Origin of the sequence: Acinetobacter seifertii (assembly GCF_000368065.1) — a bacterium.
GTDB lineage: Bacteria > Pseudomonadota > Gammaproteobacteria > Pseudomonadales > Moraxellaceae > Acinetobacter > Acinetobacter seifertii.
Genome location: NZ_KB851200.1, coordinates 20,682 through 46,537, shown reverse-complemented (window position 1 = coordinate 46,537; position 25,856 = coordinate 20,682). Strand labels below are relative to the sequence as shown.

At 38.5% G+C, this 25,856-nt stretch carries 20 protein-coding genes and 3 tRNA genes; 10 read left to right on the top strand and 13 right to left on the bottom strand.

Going from position 1 to position 25,856, the window contains the following annotated elements:
• Positions 1-346: 346 nt before the first annotated feature.
• Positions 347-1,213 carry a lytic transglycosylase domain-containing protein gene (locus tag F985_RS07535; RefSeq protein WP_004699674.1) on the top strand — a complete coding sequence of 289 codons (867 nt, stop codon included), beginning with the start codon at positions 347-349 and terminating at the stop codon, positions 1,211-1,213.
• A 257-nt stretch (positions 1,214-1,470) separates the two neighbouring features.
• Positions 1,471-2,376, top strand: a complete 906-nt coding sequence (gene htpX / locus F985_RS07530; RefSeq protein WP_004699673.1) for a protease HtpX — start codon at positions 1,471-1,473, stop codon at positions 2,374-2,376.
• 38 nt (positions 2,377-2,414) lie between these two features.
• Here the strand turns inward: htpX and F985_RS07525 are convergent, their stop codons facing one another.
• Both F985_RS07525 and F985_RS07520 read right to left on the bottom strand, forming a co-directional pair.
• Positions 2,415-2,990, bottom strand: coding sequence for a DUF4112 domain-containing protein (locus F985_RS07525; RefSeq protein ID WP_004699670.1), 576 nt, complete (start codon positions 2,988-2,990; stop codon positions 2,415-2,417).
• Positions 2,991-3,062: 72 nt separating this feature from the next.
• Complete coding sequence (locus F985_RS07520; protein ID WP_004699668.1) at positions 3,063-6,158, bottom strand: multidrug efflux RND transporter permease subunit; 3,096 nt, start codon at positions 6,156-6,158, stop codon at positions 3,063-3,065.
• A 264-nt stretch (positions 6,159-6,422) separates the two neighbouring features.
• Here F985_RS07520 and F985_RS07515 point away from each other — a divergent pair, with 264 nt between their 5' ends.
• Positions 6,423-7,562 carry a glycerophosphodiester phosphodiesterase gene (locus tag F985_RS07515; protein WP_004699666.1) on the top strand — a complete coding sequence of 380 codons (1,140 nt, stop codon included), beginning with the start codon at positions 6,423-6,425 and terminating at the stop codon, positions 7,560-7,562.
• A gap of 42 nt (positions 7,563-7,604) precedes the next feature.
• Here the strand turns inward: F985_RS07515 and F985_RS07510 are convergent, their stop codons facing one another.
• Positions 7,605-8,567 carry an MBL fold metallo-hydrolase gene (locus F985_RS07510; RefSeq protein WP_004699665.1) on the bottom strand — a complete coding sequence of 321 codons (963 nt, stop codon included), beginning with the start codon at positions 8,565-8,567 and terminating at the stop codon, positions 7,605-7,607.
• Positions 8,568-8,674: 107 nt separating this feature from the next.
• Here F985_RS07510 and F985_RS07505 point away from each other — a divergent pair, with 107 nt between their 5' ends.
• Positions 8,675-9,049: a diacylglycerol kinase gene (locus F985_RS07505; RefSeq protein WP_004699662.1), complete on the top strand. Its 375-nt coding sequence runs from the start codon at positions 8,675-8,677 to the stop codon at positions 9,047-9,049.
• A gap of 173 nt (positions 9,050-9,222) precedes the next feature.
• Here the strand turns inward: F985_RS07505 and groL are convergent, their stop codons facing one another.
• From groL to F985_RS07485, 4 genes are all read right to left on the bottom strand, one after another.
• The gene (gene groL / locus F985_RS07500) at positions 9,223-10,857 is read right to left on the bottom strand and encodes a chaperonin GroEL (RefSeq protein WP_004699660.1); all 1,635 of its coding nucleotides are present in this window, start codon (positions 10,855-10,857) and stop codon (positions 9,223-9,225) included.
• A 58-nt stretch (positions 10,858-10,915) separates the two neighbouring features.
• Positions 10,916-11,206 carry a co-chaperone GroES gene (locus tag F985_RS07495; RefSeq protein WP_004652030.1) on the bottom strand — a complete coding sequence of 97 codons (291 nt, stop codon included), beginning with the start codon at positions 11,204-11,206 and terminating at the stop codon, positions 10,916-10,918.
• Positions 11,207-11,391: 185 nt separating this feature from the next.
• Positions 11,392-12,150, bottom strand: coding sequence for a metallophosphoesterase family protein (locus F985_RS07490; protein WP_004699657.1), 759 nt, complete (start codon positions 12,148-12,150; stop codon positions 11,392-11,394).
• Positions 12,131-13,069, bottom strand: coding sequence for a diacylglycerol/lipid kinase family protein (locus F985_RS07485; protein ID WP_004699656.1), 939 nt, complete (start codon positions 13,067-13,069; stop codon positions 12,131-12,133). Before F985_RS07485 ends, F985_RS07490 begins: the two co-directional genes overlap by 20 nt.
• A 391-nt stretch (positions 13,070-13,460) precedes the next feature.
• Here F985_RS07485 and F985_RS07480 point away from each other — a divergent pair, with 391 nt between their 5' ends.
• Positions 13,461-15,293 (top strand): phosphoenolpyruvate carboxykinase (GTP), encoded by a 1,833-nt coding sequence (locus F985_RS07480; protein ID WP_004699652.1) that lies wholly within the window; start codon positions 13,461-13,463, stop codon positions 15,291-15,293.
• A 41-nt stretch (positions 15,294-15,334) separates the two neighbouring features.
• Here F985_RS07480 and glpD read toward each other — a convergent pair whose 3' ends face one another.
• On the bottom strand, positions 15,335-16,849 hold the full coding sequence (glpD, locus tag F985_RS07475; protein WP_004699650.1) for a glycerol-3-phosphate dehydrogenase: 1,515 nt from the start codon (positions 16,847-16,849) through the stop codon (positions 15,335-15,337).
• A gap of 149 nt (positions 16,850-16,998) precedes the next feature.
• Complete coding sequence (gene glpK / locus F985_RS07470; RefSeq protein WP_004699649.1) at positions 16,999-18,507, bottom strand: glycerol kinase GlpK; 1,509 nt, start codon at positions 18,505-18,507, stop codon at positions 16,999-17,001.
• Between the two features lie 373 nt (positions 18,508-18,880).
• Here glpK and F985_RS07465 point away from each other — a divergent pair, with 373 nt between their 5' ends.
• Together F985_RS07465 and F985_RS07460 are read left to right on the top strand one after the other, a co-directional pair.
• Positions 18,881-20,212, top strand: a complete 1,332-nt coding sequence (locus F985_RS07465; protein WP_077165145.1) for an MFS transporter — start codon at positions 18,881-18,883, stop codon at positions 20,210-20,212.
• Positions 20,213-20,328: 116 nt separating this feature from the next.
• Entirely contained in the window at positions 20,329-20,751 is a 423-nt protein-coding gene (locus F985_RS07460; protein ID WP_004699645.1) for a hypothetical protein, read from the top strand.
• Positions 20,752-20,772: 21 nt separating this feature from the next.
• On the opposite strand, the gene F985_RS07455 is transcribed toward F985_RS07460, so the two are convergent.
• Both F985_RS07455 and folD read right to left on the bottom strand, forming a co-directional pair.
• Positions 20,773-21,441 carry a class I SAM-dependent methyltransferase gene (locus F985_RS07455; protein ID WP_004699643.1) on the bottom strand — a complete coding sequence of 223 codons (669 nt, stop codon included), beginning with the start codon at positions 21,439-21,441 and terminating at the stop codon, positions 20,773-20,775.
• A 256-nt stretch (positions 21,442-21,697) separates the two neighbouring features.
• Positions 21,698-22,546, bottom strand: a complete 849-nt coding sequence (gene folD, locus F985_RS07450) for a bifunctional methylenetetrahydrofolate dehydrogenase/methenyltetrahydrofolate cyclohydrolase FolD (RefSeq protein WP_004699641.1) — start codon at positions 22,544-22,546, stop codon at positions 21,698-21,700.
• A gap of 152 nt (positions 22,547-22,698) precedes the next feature.
• Between folD and F985_RS07445 the strand changes: the two genes are divergently transcribed.
• Together F985_RS07445 and F985_RS07440 are read left to right on the top strand one after the other, a co-directional pair.
• Positions 22,699-22,772, top strand: a tRNA-Cys gene (locus F985_RS07445).
• 11 nt (positions 22,773-22,783) lie between these two features.
• Positions 22,784-22,869, top strand: a tRNA-Leu gene (locus tag F985_RS07440).
• 100 nt (positions 22,870-22,969) lie between these two features.
• On the opposite strand, the gene F985_RS07435 is transcribed toward F985_RS07440, so the two are convergent.
• Complete coding sequence (locus tag F985_RS07435) at positions 22,970-24,733, bottom strand: alkaline phosphatase D family protein (protein ID WP_004699639.1); 1,764 nt, start codon at positions 24,731-24,733, stop codon at positions 22,970-22,972.
• Positions 24,734-24,929: 196 nt separating this feature from the next.
• Between F985_RS07435 and F985_RS07430 the strand changes: the two genes are divergently transcribed.
• Positions 24,930-25,015: transfer RNA gene (locus tag F985_RS07430), tRNA-Leu, on the top strand.
• Positions 25,016-25,434: 419 nt separating this feature from the next.
• On the opposite strand, the gene F985_RS07425 is transcribed toward F985_RS07430, so the two are convergent.
• Entirely contained in the window at positions 25,435-25,749 is a 315-nt protein-coding gene (locus tag F985_RS07425) for a DUF5713 family protein (RefSeq protein WP_004699637.1), read from the bottom strand.
• Positions 25,750-25,856: the final 107 nt, after the last annotated feature.

Genomic DNA, 25,856 nt, shown 5'->3' with positions numbered 1-25,856 from the left:
AAATGCTTACTTTTTGGACTTTTCCACAGTTTTCCACAAAACCTGTGGATAAAATTGTGGATTTCTTCGTGCTTGACAAACTGTTTTCACCTTCTGTTAAGGGTTTTATTTAAATTGATCATTTTTTAACCAATCATTTTTACCTTTATTTTTCAAACAGTTATTCAAGTCAATAGAATCATTTTAAAAAAAAAATTTTAATTTTTTTTGATGATCATTCGAACAAAACAGCTTGATTTTTTAAAACAGCGAAAATAAAAAAAATTACACAAAACTTCTTTCTTTAATATTTTTTGATAAACTCTTTGACAAGTCTTGAATACCTTAAAATTGTGAATAACATAAAATGAAAAATTCGGTTCAATATCTTTTTTCTTGTTTGCTGGGGATGACCACTTTTTCGGTCGGTGTAACGTCGACTTTTGCAGGTCAGATGTACGTTTACCAAGACAAAAATGGCAGTACTTTACTGACTAACCGTAAAAGCTATGACAATTCACTCAAGAAAGTAAAAGTGACTTACTATCCTGATAGTAATATTCATAGTTATACAAACTGGGGCGCTTCAGAAGCTTCTGTTCTACCAAGCTATAGCAAAAATAAAAATGCGTTTGACCATATTATTAAGCAGGCGGCGCAACAGCACGGTGTATCTGAAGGTTTAATTAAAGCAGTCATGCATACCGAATCGGGTTTCAATATAAATGCCCACTCTCCAGTCGGTGCCCAAGGCCTAATGCAACTCATGCCAGCCACTGCCCGTCGCTTTAACGTTTCTAACGCTTACGATCCTCAGCAAAATATCTTTGCTGGTGCGAAATATCTGGGCTGGTTGCTCAAGCGTTTTAATGGCAATACGCAAATGGCACTCGCAGCCTATAATGCTGGTGAAGGCAACGTTGATAAATACGGTGGCATTCCCCCATTTCGTGAAACCCAAGATTATGTTCGCCGAGTAACCAGTCGATATCAGAACTTATATTCTTCTGGGGTAAGCCTTTCATCTTTTACGAACTCAAATATTTCTACCCAGACTGTAAGTCGCCCAGAGCTACCTCAAGCCGCCACAACACAACAAGTATCGTCTAAACCTGTTAAATATTCTTCTGCACGCCAAATTGTGACTTTGGCTGATGGTACCTATACTGATGCACCTACAGGAACTTATGTCACCAATAACGCAACAGCAATTGCGCATATTAGAATCGAGTAAATTGAAACAACTCATGCATTGCAGTTAATCTTTTAACGAGGCCCATTGTCTAAAAATTGTAATGATCTATTACCCACGCCTCTGTGTTTAGATGGGCCGTATAAATAACTTGTTTAATTTAAATACATTCTTATCCACTAAAGAATGTATTGATTCCTTATTTTTTTCTTGAATTTTTCCCCTAAGCGCCGCATATTAGCTAAGTGATTTATAATTTATAAATCAGATAATATTTTATTTATAAGAGGATTTTCTCAATGATGCGGATTGGTTTGTTTTTGCTTACCAACCTCGCGGTACTGGTTGTAGCTGGCATTATTTTGTCACTCTTCGGTGTCGGTAGTTACCATGGCGCGGGTGGCTTGAATCTAGGCAACCTTTTAGTCATCTGTTTTGTGTTTGGTATGGTGGGCTCATTAGTCTCTCTATTTATGTCCAAATGGATGGCTAAAAAAACTACTGGTACAGAACTGATTGACCCAAATGCTCCTCGTAACCAAGCTGAAAGCTGGTTATTGCAAACAGTCGCTGAACTTTCTCAACGTGCTGGTATTAATATGCCAGAGGTTGGTATCTTTCCTTCATATCAGTCTAATGCCTTCGCAACAGGCTGGAATAAAAATGATGCCTTAGTTGCCGTTTCAAGCGGTCTACTTGAGCGTATGAACAAAGATGAGCTACGTGCAGTGCTTGCGCACGAGATTGGTCACGTTGCAAATGGTGACATGGTCACATTGGCACTCATCCAAGGTGTTGTAAACGCCTTTGTTATGTTCTTTGCTCGCGTAGTAGGTGACTTTATCGACCGTAATGTTTTTGGTCGTCAAGACAATGAAGCACCTGGTATGGGTTATTTCCTCATTACGATGGTTTTAGATATCGTGTTCGGTATCCTAGCTTCTGCTATTGTGATGTGGTTCTCTCGCTACCGTGAATACCGTGCTGATGAAGCAGGTGCACGTTTAGCTGGTAAACAAGCAATGATTTCTGCTTTATTACGTTTACAGGCAGAAACAGAGTTACCTGACCAAATGCCAAAAGAAATGAAAGCGTTCGCTATTGCGGAAGGTAAAGAACAAGGCTTTAGCTTGGCTGCATTGTTCCAAACTCACCCTTCGATCGAACAGCGTGTTGCAGCTCTACATCAGTTAGATTGCCCATAACACAGTGAATGAAAAGCCTCCAGTTGGAGGCTTTTTTATTAGGCTGAATGGGCAAGTCCCCAAAGAAAACTGATTCCCCACCACATTGCAAAACCAATCAAAATAAGCACAAACATCCCCAATAAATCGGGTATATGTAGCCATAGCCAACTCACAACAGGGTTACGCCAGAAAGCTGACTGTTGCTGCTTCTTTTCAAGCTTTTCATGTAAATACGGATGGACAACATGCATATCACTTTGAATCGCATATTCTTCACGAATGTGGGTATGGACGACGTCTAACGCTTTTCTGCTAGGACGTATAAAAATATCGAAAATAGTCCCAGCAACTGGAACACAACCCACCACAGCATCGACTACAGCCAATTTTATAACGGGAGTGAGCTTATGCTGCGGTACACCAATTTGCTTGGCTTTATATATGGCATAGCAAGTCAGGACGAAACCCGCTACATCACCCGCAATAGGAATGGTACTTAGGGCCGCATCGGCCCCAATACCCTGCTTTGTAAAAGGAATACGGACTGCGCTATCCATCATGGTTGCGAATTTAGCCAGATCTCGTTCTAATGCGATGACCTGTTGCTGTGTTAGTTTTTTTTCTTGAGGCATCTAAATCAAATATATGAAGAGAAGTTAAACTTAATATACTTGATTTAATGCCTGATTTTAAATTGTTTGCTTTTAACTCGAAGCTTTCGCTTTAAACAGTGAGCGTAATAACACGTACATCACTGGAATAAAGAATAAAACCAGCACAGTACCAAACATCACACCACCTAAAATACTAATACCAATTTCTTGACGGCTCACCGCACCAGCACCCTGTGCAAACACAAGTGGAATCACCCCAGCACCAAAGGCTAAAGAAGTCATTAAAATCGGTCTTAAACGCAAGCTCGCGCCTTCTAGAGCAGCCTGAATAGCATTCTTTCCTTTCTCTTGAGCTAATGCAGCGAACTCAACAATTAAAATTCCGTTTTTACATGACAACCCAATCGTAGTTAAAAGTGCAATTTGGAAATACACGTCATTTGGTAAACCAAAGATATAAGAGAAAATGACACTTCCTCCTACACCTAGCGGAATAGAAGTCATTACAGCAGCAGGAATACTTAAGCTTTCATACAAAGCAGCTAAACATAAGAAAATAAAACCAGCCGAAATCAGATATAACCATACAGCCTGATTCGTCGACTTTTGTTCTTCAAAAGACAAGCCAGTCCATGCTAAGCCGATGTCTTTTTGCTGGTTGACGAGTTGTTCAACATCCTTCATGGCTTGACCAGAACTGCTACCACTCGCAACATCTGCCTGTAGCTGTAAAGCACTATATCCCATATAGCGTTTCACAATTTCCGGTGCCCCGCCCCAGCTGAAGTTTGCAAATGAGCTAAAAGGCACCATTTCATTTTGGCTATTACGCACAGACCAATTATATAAATCTTCAGGTTTAGATCTAAACTGGGCATCACCTTGAATCATGACGCGTTTAATACGGCCCCGATCAATAAAGTCATTTACGTAAGTTCCACCCCATGCACTCGATAACGTATTGTTAATTGCTGAGAGTTCCAAACTATTTGCCAAAGCCTGTTTCTGATCAATCTTGATATTCAGATTCGCTTTACTATTGGTAGACTGCTTATCAAAATTTTCGAAAGTTGAATAGTTTTTACTTTGAGTTTGTAACTGTCGGAACATCCCATCTAAGAAGTTTTGACCTTGACCATTTAAGTCCTGAATCCAAAAATCTAGACCATCCGTTTGGCCTAAACCATTTACTGAAGGTGGTAAGGTCACATTAATTTGAGCATTATTTAAATGACTAAAATATTTCATTGCACGCTTTTGTATAGCGTCAGCGGAGTTTTCTTTTGCAGTACGGACATCCCAAGGTTTTAAAGCAACAAAGCCTTGTGCTAAATTTTGTCCAGTACCGGCATTATTTCGACCGTAACGAATTAAAACCAAATCAACATTTTTATCTTCTTGTTTCAGAAAGTATTGGCGTACTTGCTCACCGATTTTCTGACTTTCAGAAATTGGAGCACTATCTACCAATTTAATTTGAACGCTTAAAATACCTTGGTCTTCTTTAGGAATAAATCCACTTTTTAAACCACTATAGAACAGCGTAAAAACTGCTATCAGCGCAACAAAAATCACAATAACTGATTTACTGTAATCAATACTCGTCTGAACAAGCTTGATATATTTATTCTTAAGTTGATCAATTTTTTGGTTAAACCAAATTGCCCAACGCTTAGGTTCAGAGTTCGGTTTTAAAATTAATGCACATAAGGCGGGGGTTAATACAAGTGCAACAACCAGCGATAGTGCCATAGCGGCAACTAAAGTAATGGAAAACTGGCGGTAAATCACCCCAATTGAGCCACCTAAAAAAGACATTGGAATAAAAACTGCGGTTAAAACCAAAGTAATCCCAACTAAGGCCCCACTAATTTCACCCATTGACTCAATCGCAGCTTCTTTAGGGCTTAAGTGCTGTTCATGCATGAGCCGTTCAACGTTTTCAACAACCACAATTGCATCATCAACCAACAAACCTATGGCGAGTACCAATGCAAATAATGTCAATGTGTTAATACTAAACCCGAGCACATATAAGACCGCAAAAGTCCCTAGAATAACAACTGGCACGGTAATACTCGGAATAAGAGTGGCGCGCCAGCTTTGTAAAAATAGGAACATGACCAAAATAACCAGAATAATCGCTTCTACAAGGGTCTTAACAACTTCCTTAATTGACTCTTGAACAAACGGCGTATTATCTCGTGGATAAACGATCTTATAGCCAGCTGGTAATTTAGTTGCGAGCTGATCTAAGGTTTGATGAATGAGCTTAGAGGTCTGAATTGCATTTGCACCAGAAGATAACGAAATACCTAAACCTGCCGCAGGATAACCATTAATCGTATTAAAGGACTGGTAGTTCTCTGCACCAAGCTCAACTCGTGCAATATCTTTTAAGTAAACATAACTCGCAGTTTTATTCGACTTTACAACAATATTTTTAAAATCATCGACTGTTTTGAGTCGAGAACCTGCAGTCACTTTTGTATTTAAATATTGTCCATCAATGACTGGTAAATCACCAATTGCACCTGCAGCAACTTGGGTATTTTGGGCAGTGATTGCGTTCGCCACATCACTTGGCATTAAATTATATTGTTTTAACTTGTCCGGATTTAACCAAATACGCATCGCATATTGCGAACCAAATACATCAGTTTCACCCACCCCTTCAATACGGTTCAGGTTATCTACCACGTGCGTAGTTAAATAGTCTGATAGCTCAATATTTCCCGTTTTACCTGTCGAGTCATATAAACCAATTACCATAAAAGTATCACCTAGTGACTTATTGACTGTCACACCTTGGCGCTGAACTTCATCGGGTAAACGGCGTATGACACCGCTAATACTGTTTTGGACTTGGACCTGAGCAGTGTCTGGGTTGGTTCCATTATCAAAACTAATGGTAATTCGGCTACGTCCCGATGAATCACTTGATGAACTAAAATAGAGTAAGTGGTCAATCCCTTGTATTTGCTGTTCTAAAATTTGAGTCACACTTTGCTCAACCGTTTGCGCATCTGCGCCACTATAGTTGGCTGACACTGTAATCTTCGGCGGCGCGATATCTGGATATCGTTCTACAGGTAAATTCATGACCGAAAAAATACCGAAAGCCATAACAATGATCGCCAGGACATTGGCAAAAATAGGACGTTCAATAAAAAATTTAGATAGCATGGCTGCCCGGTATAATGTCGTTAATTAACAGAAATAAATGCCGCTTTGAGACCATGTGATCATCAACGAGCAATGTAAAAAAGACAAGTAGAATTAAAACAATAAATGTAATTAAGACAAAAACAAAGCGCGTTTGAATATTTCCAACAAAGCAATAAAGAACCAGTTAACTAGTGTCACTTAAAATTCATGAATTCTTCATGATCATGTCAAACTAAATCTTAATACTTGAGTCGTTTCAACTAAAACAATATGAGTAGAATTATGTTTAGAAAAGCACTTTTATGCTTAAGTTTAGTTAGCTTGGTCGGTTGTAATGACGATGATAAAATTGAAACGACACCAACTACACCAGAATATCAACTTCCTAAAATTTTAGTTATCGGACACCGCGGCGCTAGCGCTTTACGTCCTGAACATACGTTAGCTTCATATCAAGAAGCGATTGATGATGGTGCTGACTTTATCGAACCCGATCTGGTGTCAACAAAAGATGGTGTATTGGTTACGCGTCATGAAAACGAAATTGGTGGGACTACCAATATCAGTACCCTTACCCAATTTGCGGACCGCAAAACCACCAAAAATATTGATGGTGTTAATTTAACGGGTTGGTTTACTGAAGACCTCACCTTAAATGAATTACAACAAGTTAAAGCACGTGAGCGTATTCCTGAGTTCCGACCAGCAAATACAGCTTACAATGACCTCTATTCAATTCCGACGCTCGAACAAGTCATTGAACTTGCCGAAGCAAATTATAAAAAAACTGGCAAGATTATTGGTTTATATATCGAAACCAAACATCCCACTTATTTTAAAAATAGAAATTTGGCTATGGAGGACACACTTCTTAAAACTCTGGCCAAGTATCAATATACACGTGATATCGCACCTATCTATTTGCAGTCTTTTGAAGTCAGCAATTTAAAATATTTAAAAGATCAACTTGACCTTCATAAGACACTTAAACATGCACAAATCATTCAGTTATATGATGCAAAAACATCTCGACCAGCCGACTTTGTTGAATCTGGTGTATCTAAGACGTATGGTGATTTGGCCACAGCACAAAGCTTAAAAGATGTTGCTAAATATGCAAATGGCGTTGGCCCAAGCAAAAACTATATTCTTAATTTCAATACTGATGGTTCAGTACAAACCACTTCATTTATTAGCGATGCACATGCCGCTGGCTTAAAAGTACACCCATATACTTTCCGCCCAGAAAACAACTTTTTACCACAACCTTTAAAATGTAGCGACAAACCTGCTGAACGTTGTCCAACAGGTGCTTTAAAAGAGTTCGAAGCATATTTTAAAGCAGGTGTAGATGGTGTCTTTACCGATGATCCTGCACTTGGCCGTCAAGCTGTGACTAATTTTGAGAAAACAACAAAATAATTAAATACTTAATAAAAAATGGGGCATTGAATGCCCCATTTTTTACTTCTCAAGACTGTTATTAAAATATAAAGGAATCCACTGATATTGCTCTGCATTCACTTTATATACATGGCCAATCCCCGGAAATGGCAAATGTGGAGCAGCTACCCATTGCTGTTTATTTGAAATTTCAGCAAACATTTTTAAACGGGTATTAATTGCCTGCTCGGAATTTACATCAAAATCTACGCCAGTTTTTGGAGCATCAAACTGCAAAGAATGTGAGTGGACAATGTCCCCTACAAAGACAATTTGTTGACCCTTGCTCTTTAAACGGAAGCTATGGTGACCCGGTGTGTGCCCTTGTGTATTGATTACTTCAAAACCTTGAATGACATCACCATCTTTAAAGGTTTTGAATGCTTTTCTCGCCTCATAAGGTGCAAGTGCAACTTTTACATTTTTAACAGTGCCTAAATAATTTTCTTTTTGATTTGCTGGTACTGTTTTTTCAGAAGCTGGGTTTAACCAGTAATCTGCTTCACGTTCATGCGCATAAATAGTTGCATTAGGAAATACTGCTTTTCCATCTTTAGCAATTCCACAAACATGGTCTGGGTGCAAATGTGTCAATAAAACCGTTTTCACGTTAGCAAGCTGATAGCCTGCCAGTTCAAGATTTTTAGCAATCGAACCCAACTGTGGGCCAAAACAACTTGAGGCACCGCTATCAACAAGCGTCAAACTTTTGCCGTCATCTACTAAAAATGCATTTACAGAAGTCTGGATGCCCTTCTCATTAACAGCGGCATACTTAGTTAAAATTTTAGTCTTCTCAGCCTGACTCAAATTTTTGAATAATTTAGGGTCTAAATAAATGGTGCCATCAAGTAAAGAGGTGATGCGATAATTACCAAATTGATGCTTATAATATCCCGGTACTTGCTGAGCTGAAGCAGGCTCTGCATAGCTTACATGTAAGCCACCCATGACAAGTCCTAATGCTACAAATAGTTTTTTCATCTCTTCTTCTCTATCAAGTTATAAAGTCAAAATCTTTAAAAAAGATTTAATATTTTTTTTGAGGGCCGCGATATATAATGCATGAAAAGTGTTAAAAATATAAGTGAATGAATAGTTATTCTCCCTACAAAGGCAAAAGCGGACTCAAGCGCATCTTGAATGCGACAGGTTATTCAATTTCAGGATTTAAGGCAGCTTATAAAAATGAAGCCGCTTTTCGACAAATTGTTTTAATTAATGTCGTGCTTATCCCTACTAGCTTTTTCCTAGATGTGACTCGTGGTGAACATGCACTTATGGTCGTTGTATGTTTATTTGCAATTATTGTAGAACTATTCAATTCTGCGATTGAGGCAGTAGTTGACCGCGTATCACTTGAAAAACATCAACTCTCTAAAAATGCCAAAGATATGGGAAGTGCTGCACAGTTTGTTGCACTGTCTATTATTGCAGTGACATGGCTTATCATTTTATTAGGCTAAAAAAAAACCATGCTTATAAAAGGATAAGCATGGTGTAACAAAAAAGAGGAACTACAGCTACTGTTCCTGACTATAAGTTTAAGAATATCAACTTAACTTTTTCTTAATTTATATAAGAAATAAAAAAAATCCCTGCAAATGCAGGGATTTTTTATTTAGACGTTAATGTTGAATTACATCATGCCGCCCATTCCACCCATACCGCCCATGTCTGGAGCAGCTGGTTTGTCTTCAGGAATGTCAGTAATCATACATTCTGTAGTCAACATTAAGCCCGCAACAGAAGCAGCGTGCTCAAGTGCAGAACGAGTTACTTTAGCTGGGTCAAGAATACCCATTTCTAACATATCGCCATATTCGCCAGTTGCAGCGTTATAACCGAAGTTACCTTCACCACCCTTAACAGCGTTGATCACTACAGATGGCTCATCACCAGCGTTCGCAACGATTTGACGAAGTGGAGCTTCGATCGCACGGCGTAAAATGTTGATACCTGCAGTTTGGTCTTCGTTAGAACCTTTTAAGCCATCAAGAACGTTTACAGCACGTACAAGCGCAACACCACCACCTGCAACAACACCTTCTTCAACTGCTGCACGAGTTGCGTGAAGAGCGTCGTCTACACGGTCTTTCTTCTCTTTCATTTCAACTTCAGTTGCTGCACCGATTTTAATTACAGCAACACCGCCTGCCAATTTAGCAACGCGTTCTTGTAATTTTTCACGGTCATATTCTGAAGTAGATTCTTCGATTTGAGCACGGATTTGTTGAACACGCTCAGCGATAGCAGCAGCATCACCAGCACCGTCAACAATAACTGTGTTTTCTTTAGAAACAGTGATTTTGTGCGCTGTACCTAAATCTTGAAGAGTCGCTTGTTCTAAAGACATACCAACTTCTTCAGAAATAACAGTTGCGCCAGTCAAGATTGCGATGTCTTGAAGCATAGCTTTACGACGGTCACCGAAACCAGGAGCTTTAACAGCACACACTTTGATAATACCGCGCATGTTGTTTACAACAAGAGTTGCAAGCGCTTCACCTTCAACATCTTCAGCGATGATAAGAAGTGGTTTACCAGTTTTAGCAACTGCTTCTAAAACAGAAATCAATTCACGAATGTTGCTGATTTTTTTGTCAACAAGAAGGATGAATGGGTTTTCAAGTTCAGCAGTCAAAGTATCTTGCTTGTTAGCAAAGTACGGAGAGATATAACCACGGTCAAACTGCATACCTTCTACAACGTCTAATGCGTCTTCGAAGCCAGAACCTTCTTCTACAGTGATTACACCTTCTTTACCTACTTTTTCCATTGCTTGAGCAATAAGTTTACCAACAGTAGTATCAGAGTTAGCAGAGATAGAACCAACTTGTTCAATTGCTTTGAAATCATCAGCTGGTTTAGCAATAGAACGTATATTTTCAACTACAGTTTTTACTGCAATATCGATACCGCGTTTTAAATCCATTGGGTTCATACCAGCAGTTACTGATTTGATACCTTCGTTTAAAATTGCTTGAGCAAGTACAGTCGCAGTTGTTGTACCGTCACCTGCGATGTCATTAGTTTTGCTTGAAACTTCACGAACAAGTTGAGCACCCATGTTTTCAAACTTGTCTTTTAATGAAATTTCTTTAGCAACAGTCACACCGTCTTTAGTGATGTGCGGCGCACCGAAAGAACGGTCGATCACAACATTACGGCCTTTAGGACCTAAAGTCACTTTAACCGCATCTGCAAGTACGTTTACACCTGCAATCATTTTTGAGCGAGCTGAATCACCAAATTTTACGTCTTTAGCTGACATATTAAACTCCGAATCTTTTTAAATACTGAATCTGATAATGAATTGAGTTATGAATCGATTAGCCTTCTAATACAGCTAAGATGTCTGACTCTTTCATGATTAAGAGTTCTTCACCGCTTACTTTAACTGTTGTACCTGCATAAGTACCGAATAACACTTTGTCACCAACTTTAACATCCAAAGCACGTACGCCGTTATCAGTGATTTGACCATTACCTACTGCAATTACTTCACCTTGAGATGGTTTTTCAGCAGCAGAACCTGGCAATAAAATACCACCAGCAGTTTTGGTTTCTTCTTCTACACGACGAATCACAACGCGATCATGTAATGGACGAATGTTGCTCATAATTAACTCCATCAGACTAAGTCTTTTTGATTAATCGTTATTGCTTTAATCCAGAGCAATAACAAAATATTTAGATGTCACTTTTGTGGGGATGAAAAAAAAGGCTTCAAGGGGAAATAAGAAAAAATTTCCTCTTTTTTGAATATTTTTTAAACAATCAAATATTTAATCTCATCTAACCCAGATCAATCTGAAGTGAATTCAGCCAACTGTTCATTGAACCAATAATGCTGAATCTTTCCTGTATTTGAAACTGTATTAAAGCTATTCGGATTGTGATGATATAAACGAGTAGAAGTTGCTGTACCCGCATGAATATCATAAATAGGATGATCTATTTCTAAATGATAAATTTGCGTTAAATCATATACAGCCGTTTTATGGAGATGACCATGCAACATTCCAAATAATCCTGTTGTACTCCACTTTTCTAAGGCAATTTTTCCCAAAACCGGACAATCCTTTATTCCATGCTTATTGTCAGGTGGTGTATAAAAAGGTTGATGGAAAACCACCAGCTTTATTTTATCTTTTGGCGCTTTCTCTAAACGCTCATAAGTATCTTGAATTTGTTCAATCGAAATATGCCCACGTGTGTGATAACGACGACGTATGCTGTTTACCCCAACAATATAGAAATGTTCGGTTTCTAAAGTCGGCTCTAGTTCACCAAAAAAATATCGATATCGGGTAAATGGAGAAAAAAAACGGTTCCAGACATGATACAAAGGAATATCATGATTTCCAGGCACCACAAGATAAGGAATATTGAGACTATCTAAAAACTGTCGGCATTTAAAAAATTGTTCATATCTGGCACGTTGGGTAATATCCCCACTCACAACAATCACTTCAGGCTGTTGCTGAATACAAAAGTATCTTATCGCCTCTAAACACTCTTTTTTTTCTGTGCCAAAGTGTAAATCAGACAGATGTAATAACATTCGGCACCATAATATTTAAAGCATTCTTTTCTACAGTGAAATTTAAAGGTGGTTTCATTTCTATAATTTCACCATCTAAAGCAACTGTAAGTTTCGATTTCTTTGCACATTCCACCACAACATGATCTGCACAAAAACTATATACGTCTTCTGCATCTTCAACTTTACCTTGAACCCATTGCCAAAGCATATTCAGCAAACTCAGCTTATCACTTTTTGTAATTACAACTCCAGCCACTCTTCCCTGTGCTGCACATTCTGCAATCCTGAGTTTCATATCACACAACTGTAATTGGTTATTTCCAAAAAAAATTAGAGGGGCTTTAACTGGATATTTTTTCCCATCTACCGTTATCGACAACTTCATGGATTTATTTTCTCTTAATAAAACATCTAAAGCTGAGGTATAAGCATGTAAAGGAAGCCTTCCTAAATATTTATTGTAAAGTTCGCGCTTTTTAATAAAGAGTGGATATAGACCTAAACTGGCATTATTCAAATAAATATGATCATTGATTGCTGCTATATGAACCGATCGAGGTGTACCTGTGGCAATAACTTCTACTGCGTCCAAAAGGTCTAATGGAATATCTAAAACTTTAGCAACGTAGTTAAAAGTCCCTAAAGGCAAAATTCCCATTGGAATAGATGTATTTTTAAGTTTAGATGCAACAGCATTTAAAGTGCCATCCCCACCAGCTGCAACAACTACCCCTCTATTTTCGTTTTGTGAATGCCGATGGATCACATTATTCATCAAATCATCAAATGATGTATCTTCATTTAATTCAAAAACTTGTATCTCAAAATCATGTTCTGTTAACGCGGTCATCACTTGCTCATAAACATCTTCATGCTTTGAAGCATGAAATCCTGATTTTTCATTGTAGATGATTGAAAGAGGTTTTAAGGGCCGCATTTTATTATCGTAAATAGGGATGTTTATTCTATTTTGTATATAAAATCACCTATTAAAAGTCTCTTTATGTAAATTTTGAATGATCTTCATTTGTTTAATCAATAATAATTCTCAAGAAATATTTAAGAGTTAATTTATTGATTTTAAATAAAATAATTTTAATAAATAACACACATACAACATAAAAATATGAAAGTATAAACCGTATAAAAAACTCTAACCAAATGATTTTCATTAAAAAACTCTCAGAAACCCAAATATCTAATTGTTAGTCTTTAGTCTTATTTTTTTTATGATTTTATGCTTTAATACAGCCACTTTTTTATTTGATCTTTCATTGTACCCCAATGAATAGACTTGTACGTTGTACATATTTTGAATAGGCCTCACCATGACCACAGTGAACGCACCAGAATTCGTTCGTCATCCTAAGCTTATAGCATGGGTTGAAGAAATTGCAAACTTAACCAAACCAGCAAAAATCGAATGGTGTGACGGAAGCGAAGAAGAATCTCAACGTCTAATCGACTTGATGATCGCTAACGGCACCATGCAGAAATTAAACCAAGAAAAACATCCTGGTTCTTATCTTGCAAATTCTGACCCATCTGACGTTGCGCGTGTTGAAGATCGTACTTACATCTGCTCTCAAAATAAAGAAGATGCTGGTGCGACAAACAACTGGGAAGATCCAGCTGTTATGCGTGAAAAATTAAATGGTTTATTTGAAGGTTCAATGGAAGGCCGTACGATGTACGTTGTTCCTTTCTCTATGGGTCCTTTAGGTAGCCATATTGCTCATATCGGTATCGAGTTAACTGACTCTCCTTATGTTGCTGTTAGCATGCGCAAAATGGCACGTATGGGTAAAGCAGTTTATGACGTATTAGGTACAGACGGCGAATTCGTTCCTTGCGTACACACAGTAGGTGCACCACTTGCTGAAGGTCAAAAAGACGTTGCATGGCCATGTAACCCAGAGAAATATATCGTTCATTACCCAGAGACTCGTGAAATCTGGTCTTTCGGTTCTGGGTACGGCGGTAACGCATTACTTGGTAAAAAATGTTTAGCTCTTCGTATCGCTTCTGTCATGGGACGCGAACAAGGTTGGTTAGCTGAACACATGCTTATTCTTGGTGTAACTAACCCTCAAGGTGAAAAACACTACATCGCTGCTGCTTTCCCATCTGCTTGTGGTAAAACAAACTTTGCGATGTTAATTCCACCAGCAGGTTATGAAGGTTGGAAAATCGAAACTGTAGGTGACGATATTGCTTGGATCAAACCAGGTGAAGACGGCCGTTTATATGCGATTAACCCTGAAGCTGGTTTCTTCGGTGTAGCTCCTGGTACAAATACCAAGACTAACCCAAACTGTATGGCAACTCTTCATAAAGATGTTATCTACACAAACGTAGCAGTAACTGAAGATGGTCAAGTATGGTGGGAAGGTCTTTCTAAAGAAGTTCCAACAAACTTAACGAACTGGAAAGGTCAACCTCACGTAAACGGTGAAAAAGCAGCACATCCAAATGCTCGTTTCACTGTTGCAGCAGGTCAATGTCCATCTATCGATGCTGATTGGGAAAACCCAGCAGGTGTTCCAATTTCTGCATTCATCTTCGGTGGTCGCCGTGCAGATACAGTTCCTTTAGTTTCTGAAGCTTTTGACTGGGTTGACGGCGTTTATAAAGCTGCAACTATGGGTTCTGAAACTACAGCTGCTGCTGTTGGTCAACAAGGTATCGTTCGTCGTGACCCATTCGCGATGCTTCCATTTGCTGGCTACAACATGGCTGACTACTTCGATCACTGGTTAAGCCTTGGTCAAGAAGTAAGTACAAAAGCTGAAGCTGCTGGTAATAAATTACCAAAAATCTTCAATGTAAACTGGTTCCGTCGTGATGCTGAAGGCAACTTCGTATGGCCTGGTTTCGGTCAAAACATGCGTGTTCTTGAGTGGATCATTGACCGTTGTGAAGGTCGTGCAAACGCTGTTGAAACACCAATTGGCCTTGTTCCAACTTACGATGACTTGAACTGGGAAGGTACTGAGTTCTCTAAAGAAGAATTTGACCTTATCACAGCTCAAGATAAAGATCAGTGGGTTACTGAAATTGAAAGCCACACTGAGTTATTCAATAAACTTGGTGAGCGCTTACCAAAAGCATTAAAAGAACGTCAAGCAGCTTTACTTGAAGCTGTAAAAACTGGCTTCTAATTGCTGAATATAAAAAAGGCCGCTTTATGCGGCCTTTTTTATTATGCGGCATCATCTTTTAGTCGACGTTCAGATAAATAAGCTTCTAACACTTTTATCTGTTTATCATCAAATGCCAAACCTAATTTAGATCTTCGCCAGAGTATGTCTTCTGCAGTATTTGCCCACTCATATTCACATAAATATTTAACTTCACATTCAAATAAATCGTGACCAAAGTTTTGCCCCAATTGTTCCATAGCATTTCGTTCATGGAGCATGTTCCAAACTCTTGTGCCATATGCATGAGCCCAACGCTTGGCAAGGGATTCAGAAACTCCACTTACATGTAATTGAATCTGGTTGATTAAATCATCTAGTGTGGTCCAGTTCTCAGCACCTGGTAATGGCTTATTGGCAGTCCACTCCTCTGCCATTTCACTAAAGAACGGAGACAAATGTTCTAAAGCAGCCTCAGCCAGTTTTCGATAAGTCGTAATCTTGCCGCCAAATACCGATAACAATGGTGCATTATTTTCTGCCTGTAGTGCCAAAGTATAGTCACGGGTAATTGCCGAAGGGTTATCAGACTCATCATCACATAAAGCGCGTACACCTGAGTACTGACTTACAATATCTGCTCGCGTTAACTGCTTTTTAAAATGTGAATTTGTGACCGTCAAAAGATAATCTATTTCTACATCGGTAATCTCTACCTTTTGTGGATCACCTTTATATTCCTGATCTGTTGTACCAATGAGGGTATATTTTTCTAAATATGGTATTGCAAACACGATACGTCGGTCTTCATTTTGCATAATAAAGGCTTTATGACAATCACATAGCTTTGGCACAACAATATGACTTCCTTGGATCAATCGGACTTGATAAGGTGATCTTAAGTTTAGGTTTTCACTAATAATTTCTTCAACCCAAGGACCAGCTGCATTTACTAAAGCTCTTGCACGTATCTGATAAACCTCAGCTCCACTTTGTAGTTCCAAGTACCACAGTTCTTGTTCTTTATAAGCCTTCACACATCGAGTTCGTGTCACGACTTTGGCACCCTGCTCTTTAGCTTGTAGCGCATTTAATACAACAAGACGTGCGTCATCTACAGTACAGTCAGAATATTCAAACCCACGCGTTATAGCTGGTTTCAAGGGACTATCTTCTTTGAAATAAATCAGATTTGAACCTAATAATTTTTCTCGTTTTCCCAAATGATCATAAAAGAATAGACCCGCTCGAATTAGCCAAGCCGGACGTAAGTGTGGTCGATGAGGCATAATAAAACGCATTGGTGCAATAATATGTGGCGCTTTAGCCAACAACACTTCTCGTTCTGCTAATGCTTCCCTGACCAACCTGAACTCTTTATGTTCTAAATAACGTAGACCACCATGAATTAATTTACTGCTAGCAGATGAGGTGTGACTGGCTAAATCATCTTTTTCACATAAAAATACGGATAATCCACGGCCTACTGCATCATTAGCAATACCGACGCCATTAATACCGCCACCAATTACGGCAATATCATATACTTTTGAATAATCATTAGATTGTATTGTCATTTCTTATATTCTTTTTATTGTTGATCTTATAAAAATTAAAACATCAAATTGATGAAACAACAATCTAAAAAGTAGAATAATCAAATTTGAATTAGCAAACCTTTAACCATTAATTGATTACTCTACAATTTAATTAATTTAAGAAAAAATCAATCCTCAGCCCAATTTTGACTACGCTTAACCGCCTTAAGCCAACCTTTATAAATCAGCTCAGATTGTTCAGCAGACATTTTTGGCTCAAATACCTTTTCTATGGCAGATTTATTTCTTAACTCATGAAGATCCTGCCAAAAACCCGTCGCCAAACCTGCAAGGAAAGCTGCACCCAAAGCAGTTGTTTCTTTCATTATTGGGCGTTCTACTGGTGTCGCTAAAATATCGGCTTGAAATTGCATCAAGAAATTATTTTCCGTTACTCCACCATCAACACGGAGAGTCCGAAGCTCTTCTTCGGCATCTTGCTGCATGGCATCAAGTACATCTCTTGTCTGGTAAGCAATGGACTCTAAAGTTGCACGAATAATATGTTCAATGCTAGCTCCACGTGTCAGACCAAAAATTGCCCCACGCGCTGTTGGGTCCCAATACGGTGCACCTAATCCAGTAAAAGCAGGAACCACATATACACCATTACTGTCTTTTACCCGTGTTGCATAAAGCTCAGAGTCTTTAGCGTTCTTAATGACCTTTAATTCATCACGTAGCCACTGTACACAAGAGCCACCATTAAATACGGCACCCTCTAAAGCATAGTTCACCTCACCGCTTGAACCGCATGCAATAGTTGTGAGTAATCCATGCTCTGAACGGACAATCTTTTTACCCGTGTTCATGAGTAAAAAGCAGCCAGTACCGTAAGTATTTTTAGCCTGCCCTGCCTCAACACACATTTGTCCAAAAAGCGCAGCTTGTTGATCACCTGCAATTCCCGCAATTGGAATACCGACTTCTTGCCCACTAATGGTATGTGTATATCCATAAACCTCAGATGAACTTCGTACCTCAGGTAACATTGCTTTAGGGATATCTAAGGCCTGTAAAAGCTTTTCATCCCATTCAAGCTTTTCAATATCAAACAGCATAGTTCGTGAAGCATTGGTAAAATCAGTGACGTGAACACCGCCATTGGTTAATTTCCAGATTAACCATGTATCCACCGTACCAAACAACAACTCTCCTCGCTTAGCACGTTCACGGCTTCCTTCAACATGGTCTAAAATCCATTTAATTTTTGTCGCTGAAAAATAAGGATCAATGACTAAACCCGTTGTTTTACGGATATATTCTTGCCAACCTGCTTTATGCAATTGATTACAAATTTCAGTCGTCTGTCGGCTTTGCCAAACAATTGCATTGTAAATCGGCTTGCCTGTTTTTTTATCCCAAACAACTGTAGTTTCTCGCTGGTTTGTAATGCCAATTGCCGCAACTTGTTCACTCTTAATACCGGCTTGAGCCAATGCCTCTACCCATACCGCACTTTGTGTTGCCCAAATTTCCATAGGGTCATGCTCAACCCAACCCGGTTGAGGATATATTTGAGTAAATTCTTTTTGAGCAATACTGACAACGTTTGCATCATGGTCTAAAACAATTGCTCTTGAGCTTGTTGTTCCCTGATCAAAAGCAACAATATATTTTTTTGGGCAATTTGACATCTGAATGTCCCTTTCATTATCTACACACATCTAGTCCACAATGCTAAGACATTATGTCCAACTGTATTTATTTAAAATTTTCTTTGGAATATATCATTATTTTTAAGGGATATAGGTTTTCTTCTTCCAAACATTACTCATTCTTTATCAGTTTTTACTAATCGGGAAAAAATAACAGCCCAAAGTTTCAGATAAGATCACAAAAATCAGTTGGTCGACTGATTTGAAATCACATAAATATTCAACTTATTCATTCGCTTAAATAATAAACATTGTTTTACAGACATAAAAAAAATAAAGTGAAATACTCTTCTAGATAATATGAAAAATCAGAATAAATCTTCTCTTTTTTAGCATTCAACCCAAGCAAAACATGGAGCGAATCATGGTTGATCAACCTTCTACCGCAACACCTCCACATTCTAATTTAGATACAAAAACTCGTCTAAAATCAATTTTGGGCGGTTCTGCCGGTAACCTTGTCGAATGGTACGACTGGTATGTATATGCCGCATTTACGCTCTATTTTGCTCATGCCTTTTTCCCAAAAGGAAGTCAAACAGCTCAACTCCTACAAGCAGCTGCAATTTTTGCAGTAGGTTTCCTTATGCGTCCCATCGGCGCATGGATTATGGGGATTTATTCAGACCGTAAAGGACGTAAGGCGGGTCTTACACTTTCCGTTACTTTAATGTGTGTTGGCTCTCTACTTATTGCAGTTACACCATCTTATGAAAGCATTGGTGTATTTGCCCCATTACTTCTGGTTGTTGCACGTTTAATACAAGGTCTAAGTGTAGGCGGTGAATATGGTGCAAGTGCTACTTATTTAAGTGAGATGGCAGAAAAAGACCGACGTGGTTTTTTTTCAAGCTTTCAATATGTCACCTTAATTGCCGGACAGCTCACTGCCTTGTGTGTACTTCTCATTTTACAAATGGTACTTACAGAGCAGCAATTACATGATTGGGGATGGCGTATTCCATTCTTTATTGGCGCTTTACTTGCGATTGTTGTGTTCCGTATTCGTCGTGGCTTACTAGAAACTCAATCTTTTAAAAATGCTCAAGCTGAAAAAGACCAACCACAATCGGGCATGTTTGCTTTATTTAAACACTACCCTAAAGAAGCGTTCACTGTATTATTCTTAACTGCTGGTGGTACTTTAGCTTTCTATACTTACACGACCTATTTACAGAAATATTTAGTGAATACTTCTGGTTTTTCTAAACCTGAAGCTACTCAAATTACCACTTTAGCGTTATTTATTTTCATGTGTCTACAACCTGTAGCAGGTGCTTTATCAGACCGAATTGGTCGAAAACCTCTTATGATTTTCTTCGGAATAACAGGTGTTTTATTCACATATATTTTATTTGATGCACTGGCAAACACACATAACTACTGGACAGCATTTTGGTTATGTTTTGGAGGTCTAGTAATGGTGACTGGCTACACTTCAATTAATGCTGTAGTGAAGGCCGAACTTTTTCCTGCTCATATTCGCGCTTTAGGAGTAGCTTTACCCTACGCGATTGCAAATACTTTGTTTGGTGGCACAGCAGAGTTTTTCGCATTAAGTTTCAAAGAGGCTGGACATGAGTCTTGGTACTTTATTTATGTCAGTGTCATGATTTTCATTTCATTGCTGATTTATATTTTTATGAAAGACACTAAGCATCATTCAAAAATTAAAGAGCATTAATATTTTACAATTAGAGCCAATATCGTCAGTTAATATTGGCTCTAACCAAGCGAATAAGCACAAACAACCCTTCTATTTTATGAGATACTTCATATAAGAAAATAAGGACGATACTGATGAACAAAAGTATTTTATGTTTGGCATTAAGTAGTATGTTTATTTTAACTGCTTGTCAGACTACACCTCGACAATATAATGGTTCAACTGGCTATCAGATTGAAAACCAAACTAAAACTTCAGCGACTTTAGCTTATACTTTAGCTGGTCGTAGTAACCAGCAACTTGATGAGCGTAAATTACAACGTGCTTGCCAAAATGTGTTAGGTGCTCAGAAAGTTTATAAATTATCAATTTTAAGTGTCAATGAAATTCCAAACCCAGCTAAAGATGAGCAGTATGGAATTAAATTGGGTGAAACTCGTGCTTCTTTCGGTTTATCAAACACACCAAGTTTAAATAATGGTGAAGATTATGCGACTCGTCAAGCACTTGAAGCTCGCCCAAGCACATTAAAAGTGGTTCGTTATACTTGTTCATAGAATAAAAAAGACGCTGTTCTTTTACAGCGTCTTATAAAAACTTACATTTTTAAATTCTCTTGCTTCATCCAGGTCTGGCCACGTAGTAGCACTTCTTTCTTCAATTTTTTCATATTTTGGATGACTAAAATTTTTAACTCGGCTATCTGCTACCCAAACTTCTTGTGCAAACTTTAAGAACTCATCTAAAAAGAAACGATTACATTGGTCATATAAAACATCGGCAGCCAATAAAACATCGACTTGTTCAGCCTTATATAAATCGTCCAAATATTCAAGCTCTACGCCATTAAGCAATGCATTTTCACGGCAAGCATTTAGACTAACTTGATCAATGTCACAGCAGATTACTCGTTTTGCTCCTGCCATTTTTGCAGCAATAGCGACTACACCAGAACCCGCGCCAAAATCTAATACCACTTTATCTTTAACATGGTGCGGCTCTGCAAGTATCCACTGAGCCATCGCCAAACCTGATGCCCAACAGAAAATCCAATACGGCGTGTCATTCCAAATACGGCGAATAACTTCATCATCTAAACGATCAGTCGAGAAAACTGGCGGAATCAACCATAAAGAAATAGGAGTTTCAGGCAACTGTTGTGCCATTAACTCACAGTGAGGAATCACTTCATGTAAGGCTTGAAGTAAATATTCAGGTGCGTTGGTCAGTTGAAAGGTACAGCTCATCAGATTTCTTTTAATTCATTTTTATAACAAGCATAACAGAGTCATTCCATTATGATTTGGATTTTTACCTTAACCTTCGGTTGGACCTACTTTTCTTTCGGGAAAAGTAGGCAAAACCATTGTCATCCGCAAAACTCGGCAGATACTCTCTAGAATCGAAAGCATCGCAGAAACATTAAATTTTTAACGTATTTCTGCCTCAAACAATTGCGGATGACGGTTACGCGTATCAAATAACAGCCTAGCGTTAATTAAATTAACCTAAAGCTTTTTCAGCAGCTTCTACAGTTTGACGAATCAAAGTTGTGATTGTCATTGGACCAACACCACCCGGTACTGGTGTATAAGCAGAAGCAATTTCTTCAATACCTAGTAATTGAATATCGCCAACACCGCCGCCATCACGCGGATGGAAACCTGCGTCTACAACAACTGCACCTTGTTTAATCCAATCTTTTTGAATAAGTTCAGCTTTACCTACAGCACCAACAATAATGTCAGCTTGTTTTACAAGCTCAGGTAAATTTTGTGTACGCGAATGGCAAATCGTTACTGTTGCATTTGCTTGTAACAACATCATTGCCATTGGTTTACCTAAAATTGCTGAACGGCCAACTACAACTGCATGTTTGCCCGCAATTTCAATATTATTTTCTTTGAGAATCGTCATAATGCCAGCTGGAGTTGCTGAACCGTACGCAGCTTCACCCATTGCCATACGACCAAAACCAAGGCAAGTTACGCCATCAACATCTTTTGCTAATGAGATTGCATCAAAACATGCACGCTCATCAATTTGTGCAGGAACTGGATGTTGTAAAAGAATACCGTGAACATCTGGATTGGCATTTAGCTTTTCAATTTCAGCTAACAATTGTTCTGTTGTCGTTTCTTGTGGTAATTCGATTTTTAATGAATCCATACCTACGCGGCGGCAGGCATTACCTTTCATACGTACATAAGTTGCAGATGCACCGTCATCCCCAACCAAAATAGTCGCCAAAATCGGGGTACGACCTGTTTTTGCTTTTAAAGCTTCAACACGTACCGACAAATTTTCTTCAATTTGCTTTGCTAATGCACGACCGTCTAAAACCAATGCCACAGCACATCTCCAAGGTAGACATGAATTTAATGTGCCAATAATACATGATAATTTCGCTAATTTTATTCTAGATGTTGTTTTTATGTGCATCTTCGCTCAAAACGGTATTGTTTTTTTCGTAAAGGTTGCTAATATGTGCATCACCAAATGTAGGCGGGGTGGCAGAGTGGTCATGCAGCGGACTGCAACTCCGTGGACGCCGGTTCGATTCCGACCTCCGCCTCCAAATTTGGTAAAGCCCGGGTGGTGAAATAGGTAGACACAGGGGATTTAAAATCCCCCGCCCACAAAGCGTGCCGGTTCGAGTCCGGCCCCGGGCACCATCTTCAAGTACTGAATATGGTGTCATAAAGAATCCAGCGTAAGCTGGTTTTTTTATATCTAAAAAAAGGGCTACATATGTAATCCCTATTCTTTTATGCTTTAAGCAGTTTTCTGATCTTGCTTTAAAGGCGTCAAATTCAGATCCAATATAATCTCGTTTTGCCTGCTTGAATCCACTTGATATTCAGCATTCTTAATTGAATCTAAAAATACCCACTCCGAATGAACTTGTGCCTGATCGAGAGTAACGAGCAAGTATCCGCGTTGATTTAAATTACAATAGACCAATTCATCAATCAATGTAGTAAACGCAAACTCAAACTGCTGTAACTGTGCCAATGGAATACTTAAATATTTTTCTAAGCCAGGAGATGATACAGAGCTTGTTGCCAGTTCAACACCTACATATTTTCCTTTTTGGCTATATAAATAAGATGCCCAAGCATTGTGTGTATCTCCCGCAAGCACAATCATCTTTTTATTAAACTCTGCCAATTTATCGTATACAAGCTCTCGCTCAGCATAGTAACCATCCCAAGCATCTAAATTGTATGGTGCCACCGTCATAATCCTTGCTTTTTCTTGGGCTGTTAATGTCGGATCATTTTGTTGTAAACGAAGTTTTAAAGTGACCAACTCAGTAATTTGTGCGTTCATCTTAGCAAGTGCTTCAGATGAAGTTCCTCCTGAAGTAATCTGCCCTAAAGATGCCAGCAATTCGGCTGGAATCCACATTTTACTCATTAAGACTTGCTGCCCCACCACATTCCATGTTGCTGTAGATTGCTTTAATTTATCTACTAACCAATCTCTTTGCGTATACCCCATTAAAGTACGCGCCGGATTTGTTAAATCTGCTTGAAATTTTACAATATCTAAGCCAGAGGCAGTCATATAGTCCGCATATTCAAGTTGCTTGTCACGCGCAATAATGCGTGTATCTAGCATAGTGAGTTGGACAAGAGAGCCAAAGTTAAACTGGCGATAAATATTTAAATGGTCAGAACTAGAAACTGGACGAATTGGCATCCATTCAAAATAAGCTTGCAGAGCAGCTAATTTACGATCTGAGAAAGATCCTTCGTTACTTTGATGGTTTTCCGCACCATCACGCCAAGCATCGTTCGCTAACTCGTGATCATCCCAAATTACAATAAAAGGATGGCGTTGATGAGCTGCTTGTAAATCTTTATCCTGACGATAAAGTGCATAGCGTTTGCGATAATCATCTAATTTAATAATTTCTTTATTATTGTCAGCAGGTAACGTACGACCTAGCTTTGCAGCATCTTCTGTCGCATAACCATCTGCCCCATACTCATAAATATAGTCACCTAAATGAATAATGACATCGACGTTTTGCTTTGCCATTTCACGATAAACATAAAAGTAACCCGCAGGATAGTTTGAGCAAGAACATACTGCAAAGCTTACTTTATTGGTCGATGTTGGTAATGTTTTCGTCTGCCCTACTGGTGAAACCTTACTACCAAACTTAAAACGGTAGTAGTACACCGTATCTGGTTGTAAACCAGCTGCATCAACTTTCACTGTAAAGTCATCAGTTTTGCTTGTTTCAACCATCCCCGTCTTTAAATTTTGTTTAAACTGATTATCGGTTGAAATTTCCCACACAACTTTTAAGCGTACCCCGGAGTCTGCAGGTGTCAGCCGTGTCCATAAGATGACTTTATCCTGCAAGGGGTCTCCACTTGCGACACCATGAAGAAAATCTGCTTGTATTTGCGGACTTTCATCATCGGAACCATCATTACAACCAGTGAAAGCAACAGGCATAGATAAAGCCCCAAAACCGAGTAGACTTTTTTGAATTAATTCTCGGCGTGAAATTTTCTCTGACATAAAATTCTCTAAGTTTTAAGCAATGAGTGCTTTAAACTTAAGTACATAAGATGAACGTCTGATCTCAGTTTGATGAACAAATCATGACACAAACTGGTTAATTTATATAAATACCGACAAGAACTGATTGAAAATAAAGCAAACTCTCTGTTTTTCTCTTGCCAATCGCGCACTTGTCCTCTATTATTGCGCACATGCCCGGGTGGTGAAATAGGTAGACACAGGGGATTTAAAATCCCCCGCCCACAAAGCGTGCCGGTTCGAGTCCGGCCCCGGGCACCATTTTCAACTATTGAATTTGGTGTTAGAAAGAATCCAGCGTAAGCTGGTTTTTTTTATGTCTGATGAAAATAAAAATTATGATAAAAACAATCATATTTATTTCCACCCTACTTTTTATATCGATTGCAGATGCTGAAGATATATTTAACGGCACAATCTTATTTAAAAATAATGATTGGCACTTTATACGCTGCTCTCTAACTCAGGATGACTACCTAATCAAAACATCTCAAGATGTAATTACTCAATTAAAAGCATTACAACATAAAGAGACAACCTATTGAATAAGCGTATTAGCAGATGTGAATGAACAGCAAAATGGACATTTAATTTTAGAAATTAAAAAAATAGATCAGGTACATTTAAAAGCATCTTGTCATTTATTAGATGCGATTGAAAATTTTGAGAATCGAGAGTAATTACCACTCTCGATTCATAACCAGCTCTTCCATTTCAAGATCTAAAAATCCTGCATCTTGAACTACCATCATCATTGCCTCAGCAATGTAATCGGCAGCACTATCATCAAGCGATGAATCCAGATCTTCAAACTGTGGTTTCATTTCATTAATTTCATTTACAGTCTGATGAGCATATCGATAAACATCTTGATCAGCTAAAGCAGGCTTCTGAACTTTTTTAGCAAATTGTTCAATAAGCTGCTTAAGTTCAGCGACCAAAATATCTGGATAATATTCATCATCAAACATTGGGAGAAGTAGGTCTTCGAACATACAAAAGATTACACAACAGCAAAAACTTGCCGCTTATAACATATTTTCGCAAAAATCACGAGATTTTTACCCAACTCCTCATCCACCTTTATGTGACACACAGGCAT